Annotated in this window: 13 protein-coding genes and 1 riboswitch; of the genes, 3 read left to right on the top strand and 10 right to left on the bottom strand. The window is 43.5% G+C overall.

Annotated elements, in window-relative coordinates; all coding sequences use genetic code 11:
- Positions 1 to 238: 238 nt before the first annotated feature.
- From cobJ to AC5JL8_RS00825, 7 genes are all read right to left on the bottom strand, one after another.
- Positions 239 to 1,969, bottom strand: a complete 1,731-nt coding sequence (gene cobJ, locus AC5JL8_RS00855) for a precorrin-3B C(17)-methyltransferase (protein WP_495877883.1) — start codon at positions 1,967 to 1,969, stop codon at positions 239 to 241.
- A 130-nt stretch (positions 1,970 to 2,099) separates the two neighbouring features.
- The gene (locus tag AC5JL8_RS00850) at positions 2,100 to 2,651 is read right to left on the bottom strand and encodes a type II toxin-antitoxin system VapC family toxin (protein ID WP_495877882.1); all 552 of its coding nucleotides are present in this window, start codon (positions 2,649 to 2,651) and stop codon (positions 2,100 to 2,102) included.
- Complete coding sequence (locus tag AC5JL8_RS00845; RefSeq protein ID WP_495877881.1) at positions 2,648 to 3,112, bottom strand: type II toxin-antitoxin system VapC family toxin; 465 nt, start codon at positions 3,110 to 3,112, stop codon at positions 2,648 to 2,650. Before AC5JL8_RS00845 ends, AC5JL8_RS00850 begins: the two co-directional genes overlap by 4 nt.
- A gap of 133 nt (positions 3,113 to 3,245) precedes the next feature.
- Entirely contained in the window at positions 3,246 to 3,950 is a 705-nt protein-coding gene (locus tag AC5JL8_RS00840) for a precorrin-2 C(20)-methyltransferase (RefSeq protein ID WP_495877880.1), read from the bottom strand.
- 2 nt (positions 3,951 to 3,952) lie between these two features.
- A complete protein-coding gene (locus AC5JL8_RS00835; RefSeq protein WP_495877879.1) occupies positions 3,953 to 4,579 on the bottom strand; it encodes a precorrin-8X methylmutase in 627 nt (208 codons plus the stop codon).
- Positions 4,580 to 4,693: 114 nt separating this feature from the next.
- Positions 4,694 to 6,283, bottom strand: coding sequence for a precorrin-3B synthase (gene cobG / locus AC5JL8_RS00830; RefSeq protein WP_495877878.1), 1,590 nt, complete (start codon positions 6,281 to 6,283; stop codon positions 4,694 to 4,696).
- Between the two features lie 48 nt (positions 6,284 to 6,331).
- Positions 6,332 to 6,440: riboswitch (cobalamin riboswitch) on the bottom strand.
- Between the two features lie 318 nt (positions 6,441 to 6,758).
- Positions 6,759 to 7,253, bottom strand: a complete 495-nt coding sequence (locus tag AC5JL8_RS00825) for a DUF6174 domain-containing protein (protein ID WP_495877982.1) — start codon at positions 7,251 to 7,253, stop codon at positions 6,759 to 6,761.
- 520 nt (positions 7,254 to 7,773) lie between these two features.
- Here AC5JL8_RS00825 and AC5JL8_RS00820 point away from each other — a divergent pair.
- Positions 7,774 to 8,796 (top strand): tetratricopeptide repeat protein, encoded by a 1,023-nt coding sequence (locus tag AC5JL8_RS00820; RefSeq protein ID WP_495877877.1) that lies wholly within the window; start codon positions 7,774 to 7,776, stop codon positions 8,794 to 8,796.
- 251 nt (positions 8,797 to 9,047) lie between these two features.
- On the opposite strand, the gene AC5JL8_RS00815 is transcribed toward AC5JL8_RS00820, so the two are convergent.
- Both AC5JL8_RS00815 and AC5JL8_RS00810 read right to left on the bottom strand, forming a co-directional pair.
- The gene (locus AC5JL8_RS00815) at positions 9,048 to 9,191 is read right to left on the bottom strand and encodes a hypothetical protein (protein WP_495877876.1); all 144 of its coding nucleotides are present in this window, start codon (positions 9,189 to 9,191) and stop codon (positions 9,048 to 9,050) included.
- Positions 9,188 to 10,711 (bottom strand): phenylacetate--CoA ligase family protein, encoded by a 1,524-nt coding sequence (locus AC5JL8_RS00810; RefSeq protein ID WP_495877875.1) that lies wholly within the window; start codon positions 10,709 to 10,711, stop codon positions 9,188 to 9,190. The genes AC5JL8_RS00815 and AC5JL8_RS00810 overlap by 4 nt, the downstream gene beginning before the upstream one ends.
- 283 nt (positions 10,712 to 10,994) lie before the next feature.
- Between AC5JL8_RS00810 and AC5JL8_RS00805 the strand changes: the two genes are divergently transcribed.
- Both AC5JL8_RS00805 and AC5JL8_RS00800 read left to right on the top strand, forming a co-directional pair.
- Positions 10,995 to 12,674 (top strand): protein kinase domain-containing protein, encoded by a 1,680-nt coding sequence (locus AC5JL8_RS00805; RefSeq protein WP_495877874.1) that lies wholly within the window; start codon positions 10,995 to 10,997, stop codon positions 12,672 to 12,674.
- Between the two features lie 85 nt (positions 12,675 to 12,759).
- Positions 12,760 to 14,913 carry a protein kinase domain-containing protein gene (locus AC5JL8_RS00800; protein ID WP_495877873.1) on the top strand — a complete coding sequence of 718 codons (2,154 nt, stop codon included), beginning with the start codon at positions 12,760 to 12,762 and terminating at the stop codon, positions 14,911 to 14,913.
- 293 nt (positions 14,914 to 15,206) lie between these two features.
- Here AC5JL8_RS00800 and AC5JL8_RS00795 read toward each other — a convergent pair.
- The coding region (locus tag AC5JL8_RS00795) for a hypothetical protein (protein ID WP_495877872.1) at positions 15,207 to 15,415 on the bottom strand (209 nt) is incomplete at its 5' end.

The following is a 15,415-nucleotide window of genomic DNA, read 5'->3' as shown; positions in this document are numbered from 1 at the left end:
GGTCGATGCAATTAAATAACACGCTGATGTTTGCTATTAAACTGTAAGACGGGACTAATGCAACTCTTGCAAAAGTAACTTTCGCGCATTGTTAGGGAACAGGCAACAAGAAGGACTTGAGACTGTTAAGAGTTCCCCATTCCCTGTTTCCTGTTCCCGACTTCTGCAAGAAGTCTAATTTTTACTCAACACTCAGCACTCAGCACTTTGCTTGTAAGTCGAATGGTATGAAGCTGCATCAAGTATATCGGCGTGGGGTATAAACTGAGATACTACCATCACTGCGTTTTATCTTCCGGGTTTTGCTTGAACCTACAAGAATCACTGTCCGCATATCTGCTACTGCTGGCGCTAACTGCTCAAGGGTAACTACCGTAACTTTTTGTCCTGGTCTACCGAGATTGCGTGCCAACACTACCGGGGTATCGGGTGTTCGATAACGCAGCAAAATATTTCTGGCTTCTGTCAGTTGCCAAGTGCGCTCTTTAGAAACAGGATTATAAAAGGCTATTACAAAATCAGCTTGAGCTGCTGCTACAATTCTTTGTTCAATAATTGACCAAGGCTTCAAAATATCCGAGAGGGAAATGGTACAGAAGTCATGTCCTAGAGGTGCGCCGATCGCGGCGGCGGCGGCTTGCATAGCTGAAATGCCTGGTGCAACATGAATGTCGATGCTGTCCCATTCGGGTTTAGCGTGGCGATCAAGTACCTCAAAAATTGCTGTTGCCATAGCATAAATACCGGGATCGCCAGAAGAAACCACCACTACATATCGCCCTTCTGCTGCCAAATCAAGCGCCATCTTTGCCCGTGCTTCTTCTTCTCGGTTGTCAGAGTCATGTCGTCGCTTACCATGACTGAGATTTCCAACTAAATCTAAGTAAGTTTTATAACCTACTAAGTCAGTTGCCGACTTGAGGATTTCTTTGACCTCAGGAGACATCCACTGTGAACTTCCTGGCCCAGTGCCAATAACTGCTAACCGTCCGCGTGATTGGCCTATGGTACTAGGTTCAATTGGCTGGGGAGAAATGGCGATCGCAATTGGCAATGAGGAAATTAGTTGCTCAGATGTACCTGTGGCGGCAACGGCTGCGGCTTGGGCTGGGCTATAACCTTGTGAAAGCAGACTTTTCAGTTGATTTGGGGTAAAAAAGCGTGCAGGCACTCCCAAAGCGTTAGCAACAGCTGAGATTGCTCGATTCACTGCGGCAGATATCGGCGCAAATACTCCCGCGACTGATGCGGGGGCAATTTCAGCATCTGTCAATAATTGCCGCACTGAAGTTAATACATCATCTTCAGCCGCTGAGGTGTCACTAATAGCGATCGCCACAGTTGCTGGGTGGTAGACTAAGCAGTTGGGTGTAGGAGTTACTAGGCGATCGCTAATTCGGATAGTCAAATCTCCATCGGGGTCAATGGGTAATTGACTATTACTCAACCAAGGCGCTACCCCCTCTAACTTCACTCGCGCCCCAGCGAGTAAATCTGAGATAAATTTCTTGGCATCGTCTGGATTAGCTAAATGATATCCAGGGGGAGGAGACAACAGCGCCGTGCGAAAACGGATGTCGCCTGTAGTCGTGATAGCTGCTTGGACATCAAATACCTCAGCAATGCGGCGTGCTAAATCATTCACTCCATTTAACCCACCCAAAAGCGGAACAACAGCACTACCATCTTCAGCCACAGCTAACACTGGCGGTTCCTGCCGTTTATCTGAAATCATCGGGGCTAGGGTTCTGATCAAAATGCCAGCAGCACAAATACCAATTAATGGCGTTCCCTCAGCGAACAACTCCCGCAGCGTCTCACCAAAATTTGTGAAGCTAACATCTACCTCACAAGTGCGACCCGCCAAACCGTAGATTGTTGCCCCTGGCAAGACGCTGATGATTTTGCGTGCTACTGTCACACTATTTTGACCGAGTACTATAACGGCGGGTGCAACCTTGATCATCATGAAACTTCTTGAAGTTTATTAGATATCTAGCAAATTTTGATATCTTTCAAATCAAACCATATATCAACACAATTAAACTCAATATGAGTGCCAGCGAACTAACTAATACGCCTCACTAAGTATTAACGTGTTACAGAATTGTCAATGTTACATCTGTATCACAGAACTTAATAGGATTACCACTTTTATTTGTAATTACACTATCAAGTTTCAGCACATCTTCATCTACAGAAATCAGAACTTCTGCATTAAAATCGCTAGCAGTTGCAATATGCAGAGCATCAGCTGCTCGTATACCCCTAATATATAGTTCTACATTTTTTAACTGTGCTTCTACAATTCCAGCCGTCAGATCAAGTACGTTGATGCCAAAAAATCTTACCGCAGTCACAGTTTGCGGCACAATAGAGCGCGCTGCAAGTACTCGGAGTTTGCTTGCATTAGCCATTCCTGTCGCTACTGATGTAAGTTGCTTGAATAAAGCTTCCTCAACTTCATAGTAAGTAAGGCTTGATGTCGCACCTGTGTGTGAAGAAGCTATCATTTTAAGAACTTTTTCTGCATCCTCAAACAGTTTCTGGGGTGTACGACCACGACGAGATGTAGACCGTAATGTTGAACCAGCAATCGCCTGTGGGCTGAGGTAATCAATCAAAACACCTGTATCAATGTAGACTTTCACACCTTACTTCCAAGTTCAGATAACAGCTGTTCAGGTGTAACTACCTGAGGCTTGCTGGTAGATAATGTCCTTAATGCTTGCCTTAATGCTTGATCGTAAGTAACCAAGTAGTCACATTCAGCTGCACTGCTAAGAATTAAAACATCATTTGAGTGGGCTATGCGATTACGCAGGCTAGCAGCATATTTAAGATATTCTTCAGCCTTTTCAAAATTTAGAGGTAGTACACTAACTTCTTCTTGAAGTTCTTGAAGTATTTCAGGATGCTTACGAGTCTCTGCCAAGAAAAAAATTTCTTGAAGCACGACAGGATTAATTGCAAAACGAACTTTTTTAAGCACCTCATTAGAAAATAAATGCGAACTAGGTGGCTCGCCACGTAGATAAGCAGCCACAACATTCGTATCTAAAAAAACAAGAGGTCGACCGTTAGAATGCTGCACTTTATTGTCTCTGGTCAAGTTAGTATTCTTCTACTCTAAGTTTATGTAAAAGAATCATAGACAGTTAAAAACCATGAGCGCATCGCACTCACAGTTTATATATCAGTTTTAGTTATTACAACTGGTATGAACATCAACTTTAACCAAATGCTTATAGTCGAATCTTGGTTGGGATTACAATCATGGCAAAATAAGGCACTTCTGCCGGATCAACTTCATCTAAAGGTACAATCCTTTGCTGTGACATTGTTGCCCGTTCAATATATCTAGCCCGCGATGCTAACCCTAGTTGATGTAAGATATCGCGTACTTTGGTAAAGTGACGACCCAGCTTAATAATTGCTGCTGCATCGGTTGTCAGCAGTTGCGTGGTCAATTCTTCTGCTGGTAGTGGAGCAGGTAAGACGGTGAGAATGTCGGTGTAGTAAGTGAAAGGTACGCCTAATGCAACTGGACAAGCCATCAGTGAGGAAACACCAGGGACAACTTCTGTTTCGTAATGCTCAGATAAGCGTGTGAAAACATACATGAACGAGCCGTAAAAGAACGGATCGCCTTCACAAACTACTACCACATCTCGCCCTGCGGCTAGATGTTCTGCAATCGGTTCAACTTCTTTGTCGTAAATAGATTTTGCCTTTTCTGGTTCTAAGGCACGAGGCAAGTGAAATGCTACCTCGATTTGCTCACCAGTTAAATAGGGTGCGACGATCGCCCTAGCAATACTATCTCGATCTGTTGCTGATTGATAGGCGACCACAGGAGCAGCGCGTAATAGGCGCAATGCTTTTAGAGTCAAAAGTTCTGGATCGCCTGGCCCTACACCAATTCCATAAAGACGGCCTTTGGTTGTCATAATTATTCTTCCTCTGTTGCTAAAGCATTAACTGCTGCGGCGGCGATCGCGCTCCCGCCACGGCGACCGTGTAAAGTTAAAAATGGTACATTACGGCTGTCTGCTGCTAGTGCTGCTTTTGACTCTGCTGCACCAACAAATCCGACTGGAAAGCCTAAAATTAGCGCTGGTTTGGGACAACCCTCATCCAGCATTTCCAGCAGTCGGAATAGTGCTGTGGGGGCATTACCAATTGCTACCACTGCCCCTTGTAGGTGCGATCGCCATAATTCTAAGGCAGCTGCCGATCTAGTAGTACCTAATTTTTGGGCAAGTTCTGGGACTTCTGGATGATTAAGAGTGCAAATTACTTCATTATTTGCAGGTAGCCGTCGCCTAGTAACGCCATCGGCAACCATCCGACAATCACATAGAATTGGCGCACCTTCCGCTAGTGCTGTCCGTCCAGACTGCACCGCTGTTGGCGAATATCCCAAGTCGGTAACAATATCAGTCATTCCACAGGCATGAATTAAGCGTACTGCAACTTTTGCAACATCCGGTGGCAACACTTCTAGGTTTGCTTCTGATCGGATGATTGCGAAAGAATTACGGTATATTTCATTGGCATCTCGGATGTAGTCAGACATTAAAGTTTAGATTTTGAATTTTAGATTTTAAATTGAGAATTTATTTAGTTATGTATGCAAATTATCTGTGTTTATCTGTGGTTCCACTCTCCAAGTTTTTCAACCTAATGGCAATTAGCGTAACTGTAAAGACTGCTGTTGAAAACTTAGGCAATCGCATAATAGCTTTAATTGGGCAATTTCATATCGATTGGCGAATTGTCCAAAAGTCTCATTAGGGTTTAAGCGTTGATTTTTATATACCAATAGCATCCGTTCTATCAATGTAGGCACTTCCGCCACAGTTACAAATTGATAGAGTTCACAACCAAATTTTTGCTCGTTGTCATCAACACCTACATAAACTTGATAGCCTTCTACAATTTCATTGTTTTCTTCAACGCTGACACCTAGTAAAGTGATGTCACTCTTACTATGTTGAGCGCAGGATTTAGAGCAACCACTGAAATGAATATTTACAGGGCAATCTAAGGAAACACGATTTTCGAGATACTCTGCTAATACTAAAGCGTCGCCCTTGGTATCAGTGGCAGAAGCAGCACAGCCTTTATTGCCAGAACAAGCAACCAATGCACTTTTAATATTACTGGCTGAACAATCTAATCCTAAGACAGCTATTTCATTCTGGACATGGGTAAGCGATTCTTGAGGAATATCTGTAAGCAGTAAATTTTGCCAAGGAGTTAGCCTGAGAGTATCGCTACCGTATTTTGCTGCTAAATCAGCTAGACCTCGTATCTGTCTAGTTTCTAGTCGACCGAGAGGCAACACAACACCAAGATAAAATAATCCTGGTTGACGTTGGGGATGGATGCCGATATGCAGACAATTTGGGGGATTGGGGATTTGGGATTTGGGATTTGGGATTGGTGACTCTTTTGCCATGCCCAAAAACTCCAATCTGTGGGTGGAGTTTTTTATGCTTGGTTGTAAGATGTTCTCGTGAATTACTGGCTTTTCCTCCAATACTTCTGTTTCTGGAACAGAGGAAAAAGATAGACGCTGTACTTCTTGGAGATAGTTTTCACAACCTAAAGTATTCACTACCTCTCTCAGACGCGGCTTGCGTTTACTATTAGTATCAATATGAGTTAAGTAGACATCAGCTAAAGCTGCCAAGACTGATAAACATTTGTCTGGTGACAACAAGATTCCCGTATCCTTGGGTGGTTCTCCCTTTGCGCCTGCACTCAAATACAGACGGAAGTAAACACTACGGTTAACTAACACAGCCGCGAAGGTGATATCATTCAGGCGATCGCGTACCGAAACTTTCCCACCACCATCAAAACAAACACTAAACTTTGCAGATAGTCCTGACAAGGCGGGATTTGTCGCAATGTAATTATCCCAAGCTTGAACAAAGGGGCGGGTATCCAGCAATTCTTGCGGATCAATACCAGCAGTTGGGCTGGTCATAATATTGCGGATGTGGTCTACATTTGTATTACTGGAGCCTATCCCCAAATCTTGTAGACGCTTGAGAACCTCAGCGTTGATTTTTTGACTGATTTCCCGAACTTGCAGATTAGCCCGATTAGTCACATCAACATAGCCACCACCATACTGTTCTGCTATATCTGCGATCGCACGACACTGTTGACTATTAAGAATCCCGCCTGGTATTCTCAGGCGCGACAATATACCATCTTGAGCAGGCGTGACGTAAAATAAGCCAGGGCAATTAGTAAATTCGGACAGCAAAACCGCAACTCCTTCCCCGTGCGACGCAGGGAGTAGATAGTAACTCTGTCATAAGAACACCCTAGAGTTGGCATTCTGACTTAGGCGCTCCCATCACAGCTGCGGCACAGTCCCGGAATCTCACCGGAGTTTCCCGACTCCAAGTCTTAGTAATTTAGCATGAGAAGGCAGTTATAATTCTCGCTGCTTCATATTTTTCATTGAAAGCGACGGGAAACTCCGATCCCTGGGTGGACGAGGTTGCTCTCCCCGTCGCTTGGGGATTGGGCATTGGGTGAAGAGGACAAGGAGCATGGGGGACGGGGAGACAAAAAGCAAGAGTTATTCATAGTTCTTTCCCCTTGTCCCCAGTCCCCAGTCCCCAGCCCCCAGTCCCCAGTCCCCCAGCCCCCAGCCCCCCATGCCCAAAAACTCCGATCCGTGGGTGGAGTTTTTTATTGATGGATTTAACTCCTGACTCTGGAAGGAAATTTTATTATTTAATTTTTTCTAGTTTCTCAATTGTGAGATATAGTTCCTCATCGGCCATCTGAGCGCTGTAATCAATATTAATTTGGGTTGGGTAGCCGAGTTGAGGATTGTACTGCACAGTCAGACTGGAAGCTTTCTTGGCGATCGCATCCTCAATTACATTAAAAAGCTTGGCAAGAGTAGAGTACTGTTTAAATAATTCTGGGTCAACAGGTTTACCTGTAGCTACAGAAGTGATCGAAGTCGTTCTGCCGTTACGTACCTCTACAACTACTGGCCCTCTAGCTTCGGCTGTACAGAAGCAACTCCTGCTGAGTGTATAGCGATAGTTAAACAGACGTTGCTGCTTCCACAAGCGGCGATTAGTTTTTAATTGCCCAAAATTAGAGTTAGCGATCGCTGGCGACTGTGCTGTTTGGATGGAAGATTGGGATATGGCTGGTGGATTTAAACTCAAAGACAGCAATAACCCTGCACTAATAACTATAGGTAAGCGCATATACATTTATTGAATTCTCTAAATTATGAGAATAGAGACGCCTATTCTAGGTTCCTGCTTCTGTTTGCCAGACCCAAAATTTCCTTTTTAAGTTAAATTAAATACTCAATATCCTGTAATTTCTATGTAAGCTACGTTGAACTAGAAAAAGATTGGTGCGACACTCATCACAAAACGTACTGCTTAATTGGTGTTAGCGATCGCTATCTAGAACTTACATATACCTTAAAAACCTTACACAATAATGCTTTGGGCTGACCTTTCTTTTGCTGCTAGCTTCCATAATACTACGCTCTAACGTGTCACAACCTTAGCTACAGCACTCAGCTTTTTAACTACAAGATTGACAATTGTAACTTTTTAAGTATTTAAAGCTACCATATCACCTCTATTTACGTCTTATATCTAAAGATAGAGAATAATGTTTAACTTAAATTTGGGAAACCTAACTTTAGAGGGGTTTATTCCCAAGACTATCCGCCCAAGAAAACCTGTCTATCTTTAGTGCAACCGAGGTCAGATGACGCAACCATTAAATCAAGTCACAGAGTGGGAACAACGTCGTAATGAGGCTAACCGCTTCTACAAGCGGGGGAACTTTCAAGAATATCTCGCTCTTGCTATCGAAAATTTAAACTTAGCTAGAGTAATGCCAGATAAAGCAAGAGAAGGTTATACATTAAACGACCTTGGTTTAGCTCACCTCGGTTGCTGGCAACCCCAAAAAGCATTAGAGTGTTTTGCTCAGGCGCTGGCTGTGGCTCAAGAATTTGGCAACATGCGAGCAGAAGCGACTGCACTCAGTAATCTAGGTGCTACCTACAGCCGATTCGGACAGTTTTCGCAAGCCTTGGAGCACTTTAACAAAGCACTGCCAATCTTCAGGATATTAGAAGACGCTCAAGGCGAAGTTTCTACTCTCAATGATGTGGCGCTAATTTACACTCGATTGGGAGAACCCAAACGAGCCTTATTGCTCCAAAACCAAATTTTAACGATGCGTCGAGTGCTAGGAGACTTTTCTGGCGAAGCAACGACGTTAAATGGTATTGGCTTTGCCTACAGCACCTTGGGCAAGTTTGACCAAGCTTTAGAATTCTTTCAAGCAGCATTGCCAATTCAACGAGCTGTTAAGAATTTAGCTGGCGAAGCAACAACTCTAAATAATATTGCTTCTATTTATAGTGATTTAGGACAACCTAAACAAGCGCTATTACTCTATTATCAAGTGCTGTTGACACGTCAGGCACTCAAAGACCGCTCTGGCGAAGCAACAACCCTCAATAACATTGGTTTTACCTACAGTAGCCTTGCAAATCACTGGCAGGCACTAAGATTCTACAAAAAAGCTATTGTTATTTATCAAGAACTAGGCGATCGCCTGGGTAAAAGTTCAACTTTACTCAATATGGGAAGTCTTTACGCTAAAAGAAGACGCAAAAAATTGGCGCTCTCATGCTACCGCGATGCTCAAGAATTAGCCGAGCAAATCGAATATCATCCACTCTTGGAAAAAGTACAGCAGTTCATAAATTCACTCTAGACAGTTAGCTGATAATCTAGATTTATCCCTGAGTATGCTTCTGGAATTACTCAATCAGAAGCATTCTCAGGGATTTTCTGTTTGGAATATATGTATTTTTGTAACTTATATTTCGCAGGAGCAATCGTATTGCAGGGCGATGCATTAATATAACAAGCCGATGCAATTCGATTGCAGGGCCATGCAATTCAATTGCAGGTCGATGTATTAACATATCAATGCAATCGCATGGCAAATGGAACCTACCACAGTCAATTTATGCCGCCGAATTCACGTTCGTTTAGACTGATGGGAAGACACCCAGACACAGCAACGCGAGAGTCGGAGGTTTGTCCCTCGTGAGCGATTTCTTTTCCCTGTGTCCCCACTTCTCCGCGTCTCTGCGTCAACTTCATCTGCGTGTATAGCGATGCTTGACGCCAATAGGAAAATATTCTGGGTCACCAAAAGAAGTTAATGTAACTTGTGGCATTTGATATTCTTGGGGAACGTAGTTAGCAAACTCGCTGTTAAGACGTAGAAGCTGCGCCAAAATTGAGGATGCTATGGCTTGCTTTTTGTCTTCGCTACCCTCTACTTGCGGTGCTAATTCCACAACTACAGATAAAAATCGGTTTTTGTCGGCATCTTCCTTGACTTGTAAAACAAATTTACCTGTTACCCATTGTGGAATTCCTGGCTGCTCCAATCCTACTGTGACATTTTCTGGGTAGATATTTGCGCCAAAGTAGGAAACTGTAAAATTAGAGCGTCCGAAAACATAAACAAAAGGCAAGGAGTGAATCCCTCTCGTTGAATTGTGAGTGCCGGCACAGAGATTGTCATCCTTGAGTGGGTCAAATGCCCACTTTGCCAAAAACTGAAGCATGGCATCGTAACTAATTATCCCGCCAGTATCCAAGATGTTATAACGCACCAAGGGAATGCCATTGTCGCCAGAAAACAGCAATGAGCCATTTTGAACTTCAAAAAAACGACTGATAGGATCGTACTGTACTAATGTGGGTAGACGAGATTCGCCAAATAAAGCTCTAGCTGCATCGGGATGTTCTGCTAAAAATCGGCGAATGCAGATACTTAAAGGTGTTTCATTAGCCAATACACCCGCATCAGCGGTTCCGTAAAGTGAGGCAAAGTCGTAGCAAGGATTTTGCGAACCCACCCTTTCAGCAACTAGACTCCGCCACTCTTCGCTGAATACCTCTCCCGCCATCACCAACTTAATTTGATATTGCTGCCATTGAACACCACGAGCAATGCCTGTATCAATTACATCTTTGAGGAATGGCGGGTATCCCAACAATACAACTTGGTCAAATCCTGAACCAAGTTCCTGTACAGCACGTAAGATTTCTTCTTTATTGTTGCCAGGAGTAATTACAGTAATCGGATAACCTTTACTGGCAAGATAGCGACAGCAATTGGTGGTGAACATTCCACCAACCCAAGTACCTAGAGTAAAACAAATTACTGCTAAGGTACGTTTGGTATCAGCATAAAAACTATCATAAAAAATCTGTTCAAAGCGTGTGGCAATCTGAAGCTCATCTGTGAAGAACCGAGGCCAGAATGTTGGCTTACCTGTGGAACCAGAAGAAGCCGCTATCATGTCGCATTCTGACAACTGCCCGTGGCGGCATAACTCAGCTAAAGAATAACGCGATATATAATTTTCTTTGGCGATCGCTGGTAAGTTTTGAAAATCCCCTAAACTTTGAATACTAGCCGGATCAATTCCTTGTTCCACCAAAAAAGCTTTGTAAGCGGGTACATTAGCAGCCACATCTTGAAATAAATTTAAAACTGCTGACTCTGTTGGAGTATCAAGATGCTGTTGTAGTAGCGTGTCTAGAGGGGTAGACACAAAATCTTGAAATGCCGTAATTGCTCGCTGGCTTTGTGATTTCCAGTTCATGATGCTTTGGGGATTGGGGATTGGGGATTGGGGATTGGGGATTGGGGACAAGGGGAGAGATCAGAACTCAGCACTTCATTACTCAGGCGTGAAATAGAACCTAAACTAGGATCGGGGGTGTAAGTATTTTAACTATTGTCCAATGCACTCAAACCGCTTTTAGTGTATGAAGAAAGAAAAGCTATATCTATTGCTAGTCAGAGATAGGAGTTGAGAAAATTTCTGTAAATCTGGCTGTACCTCTTGTAGCAATTACAAAAACCCTAATTTATCCTTCAGCGCTATGCAAGTCTATTGCACTAAACAACACGTAAATAATGGCAGTAACCGTTTCTGTACTCACTGCGGTGAGCCATTGCCTCTACCTGTAGGGCAGGTTGTGGATAAGCGCTATAAAATTTTACGCCAACTGGGGCAGGGGGGCTTTGGACGTACTTATTTGGCAGAAGATAAAAATCAATCCCATGAACAATGCGTGCTGAAGGAATTTGCGCCCCAAGCCCAAGAAAAGCAGGATTTACAAAAAGCTAAAGAACTGTTCGAGCGAGAAGCAAATGTTCTCAAACAACTACAACATCCCCAAATTCCGCGTTTTCACGCCTCGCTACAAGAGAAGCTAGGGGGTAGAGAGTTTTTCTTTTTAGTACAAGATTATATAGATGGCGACAATTATTACCAATTGTTAGAACAGCGCCAAAGTCAAGGACAGACCTTTAGTGAAGAGGAAGTACTGGTTTTATTACAAAAAATTTTACCGGTGTTATCCTACCTCCACTCACGAGATGTAGTTCACCGCGATATCTCTCCCGATAATTTGATTTGGCGGCGTTCTGATAATTTGCCAGTTCTAATTGACTTTGGTGGTGTGAAGCAATTGCCGGCTTCACAAGGTTTTTGGTTCACAAAGTTGGCTGTAAATCATACTCTGTTAGGTAAGAAAGGATATGCTCCAGAGGAACAATTACGGCAGGGAAAAGTTTTTTTTAGCAGTGATTTGTACTCGTTAGCAGTGACAGCATTAGTGTTGCTCACAGCTAAGGAACCACAATCACTTTATGACAGCTATCAGGGAATTTGGCGCTGGGGAAAGGAAATAAAAGTCAGTGCCAAACTTGAAGCGGTGTTAAAAAAAATGTTGGCTTATCAACCCAATGCTCGTTACCAAAGTGCCGAGCAAGTCCTGAAAGATTTACCAGTGTTAATTTCTGCTAAACCACCAACTTCTCACCTTACCAAGATTAAGACGATGGTGGTTGCTCCTGGACGAAAACAGGCTAATCAAATTATTAGTAGGCTCCAAAACAAGACGCAATTGCTAGCTAATAAAATACCTGCTCCTGCTTGGATACGTCCTTTTGCTCTCAGTATGGCTGGGACAGCTTTGGTAGGTTTAATTGGCGCGGGTAGTTTCGCTTTGGTAAATACGATTATTCGTGGTATACCGACAATTTCATTACCAAAACTTCCATCAATATCAAATCCTATAGGTAAACCAGATAGCGACAAAGGAACAAGTCGCATCAGCCAAATTTTAAGTCGCCGCCAACAGATGGAAATTCCTGAAGGATTTTTTATCCGCATGGTAGATAATTTGTTTTACACAAAAAAGCCAGAATTACAAGGACGTCGCCTAACTTCTAACCCAGAGGATGCTGCATTACGAGATGAATGGTATGGTATGGCAGAAAACTTGTTGCAGAAATTGGAACAGGCTAATCTCACTACAGATGCTCGTCGTAAACTAGGAAGCTATTCTCAAAGAAATTACGACACTTGGAGGCGACAAGCGCGAGCAGGACAGTTTGGTAAATATACACTTAATGACTTAACAAAAGATACTTATGAAAAGTTTGATCGATTGTTCCCCGGTCAGCCGCGTGGGAAACTGAATCAACAAACTTACGGTCAAATTTGGTATGCGATCGCAGCCGATCAAGTAAGTAAGGTAGAATCTGGCAACTAAGTAAGGAGCAGGGGAGAAGGGGGACAAGGAAGGGGACAAGGGGAAATACAAATAACTAATGATTAATGACTATTAACTAATTAATATGCATCCTGTCTATTGCTCCAAAGGACACGAAAATCCTTCCGGTAGCCGCTTTTGCCTCAATTGCGGCGAGAAGTTGCTAGATACACCTGTCAGTTACAGTATCCAACCAGGACAGATTTTAGGCGATCGCTATGTAATTGTGCGTCAACTCGGTCAAGGCGGTTTTGGACGCACTTATATAGCTGAAGATATCAACCGCTTTCGTGAACTTTGCGTTTTAAAAGAATTTTCTCCCCAAGTCCAAACAGCTTACGTTTTACAAAAAGCTGAGGAATTGTTTCAGCGAGAAGCGAGTGTTTTGTACAAGCTGCAACATCCCCAAATCCCCCGGTTTCGGGAACTGTTCCGCACCAATTTGGATGGTAAGGAATACCTGTTTCTAGTACAAGATTATGTCGAAGGACAAACTTACAGTTCTTTATTAGATACCCGTCAACAACAAGGTAGGCGGTTCACAGAGCCAGAAATACGCCAGCTATTACAGCAAATTCTGCCAATTCTGGAATACATCCATTCCATAGGAGTAATTCATCGGGATATTTCGCCGGATAATTTAATACTGCGTAATATTGATCAACTACCAGTTTTAATTGACTTTGGCGGTGTCAAACAAGTAGTAGCAACTGTAGCCTCCCAATATTACCAACCAGGTGTTATGGGAGCGCCACCAGCACCAACTCTGCTAGGAAAGATCGGATTTGCCCCTCCAGAACAGATGCAAACTGGTTTGGTGTCGCCCCACAGCGACTTATATGCTTTAGCGGCAACAATGCTAGTTTTACTGACAGGTAAACAACCGCAAGAATTAATTGATACTTACACCCTAACTTGGCAATGGCAAAAGGAAGTTAGTCTGAGTCCGGCTTTGGGGCAAGTATTAAATAAAATGTTAGCTCCAAGACCAAGCGATCGCTACCAATCAGCTCATCAAGTTCTAGAAGCACTGACTCCGCAGCAGCCAGTTAACTATAACCCTACTCAACCTCCCGCCCCGGCTTACGTTCCGACATCAGCCACCGTCGCTGTATCTCCCCCCGTCGCCCCATCTTCCCCTGCTCCTGTCTACTCTCCCACGCCTCAACCCACCAACTCTTGGCCGCCAGCAAAAATTTTCTTAGTAGTGCTGGTATCGACTGGTATTGCAGGAGTGAGTTTGTGGGGAGTAAGTAATTTGATTCAATCACGTAATGGTGGGGGCGATATTGACGTAATTAAGCCTTCGCCCACATCTAGCCCTACTCCACCAAGATATTCAGCAGCAGAACAGCAACGCAAAGATAGATTACGCGATCGCCGTCAACAATTAGGCATTGATTTTAACTTCTACGTTAACTTGGTAAATCAACTCTTCTGGGAAAAAAATCCGAGTTTAAAGGGACGTACTTTGAGCGACGGGCCTGAAGATGAAAGTTTGCGAGCAAAATGGGATCAACAAGCAGCAGCAGTACTAGACAAGCTGGCATTATTAAGTGCAAAAGCACGCCAACAGCTAGGTACTTACACAACAGCCGAACGCGATCGCTGGAAAGTAGAAGTTAACCAAATTAATGTTGGTAGCCGTTCTTTGTATGATTTAGGAGATGCTGCTTTTTTCGCGGCTTTTCCTGAGCAGCGCAATAAAAATTTTCTCGATCAGCCTGTTGGACAAGTTTGGTATGGGTTTGTCAGTGACAAACTCAGCGCAATTTTGGCTGGTAGCGCTTTTGGAAAAATCGTCTTTGACCAAGGTGCTACGAGCAAAACAGTTAGTGGTACTCTTAGCCCCGGTGGTGGCAAAGTTTTCATCGCTGAACTTGCCAAAGAGCAATCTATGGAAGTGAAGCTTAAAGCAAATTCTAAAATTTTATTATCGATTTATTCACCTTCTGGCAAAGTCAAATTTTTAGAAGATTCCACTCAACGTAGTTTCTCAACAACACTACCCGAAAATGGATTTTATGAATTTGTCGTTGTCTCCACAGCCTCACAATCATTAGATTATCAACTTGCTATTACAGCACAAACTCCAACCCCAACACCCACACCAACACCAACAGTTACCGAAACTCCCACACCCACACCCACATCAACACCAACTGTCACCGAAACTGCTACGCCCACGCCCACACCGACACCAACAATTAGCGAAACTGCTACACCAACAACGCCGTGAATTGGGATTGGGCATTGGGCATTAGGGATTAGGGATTTGTAATTAATTATTCCTATGCCCCATGCCCCAAGAAAAAAAGACCCCCGGTATTAAGCCGAGGGATTCTGCAAGTCGGTATTGTCGCACAAAGACATTCGCAAGTATTAAGATAGCAACCCAGCAATTAAAAAAGCTGCCAAAATGCCAAATGCGTAGATATCCTCAAGACTTATATCGTGTCCGGTTAAATACCCATAATTAAGACTGACGCGGAGTTTTGAGTAGGGTGGGCATTGCTCATCTTACGTGTATATCTAGAAGTTTCGAGTTTCAAGCTCGGCGATTCCTGTTTCAAACTCGACGATTCGAGTTTTGAACTCGGCGATTCCTGTTTCAAGCTCGACGATTCGAGTTTTGAACTCGGCGATTCCTGTTTCAAGCTCGACGATTCGAGTTTTGAACTCGACAATTCCTGTTTCAAGCTCGACGATTCGAGTTTTGAACTCGACGATTCCTGTTTCAA

This window comes from Mojavia sp., from assembly GCF_059505145.1.
The sequence above is the reverse complement of the archived record's forward strand: the minus strand, read 5'-3'. Positions and strand labels throughout refer to the sequence as shown.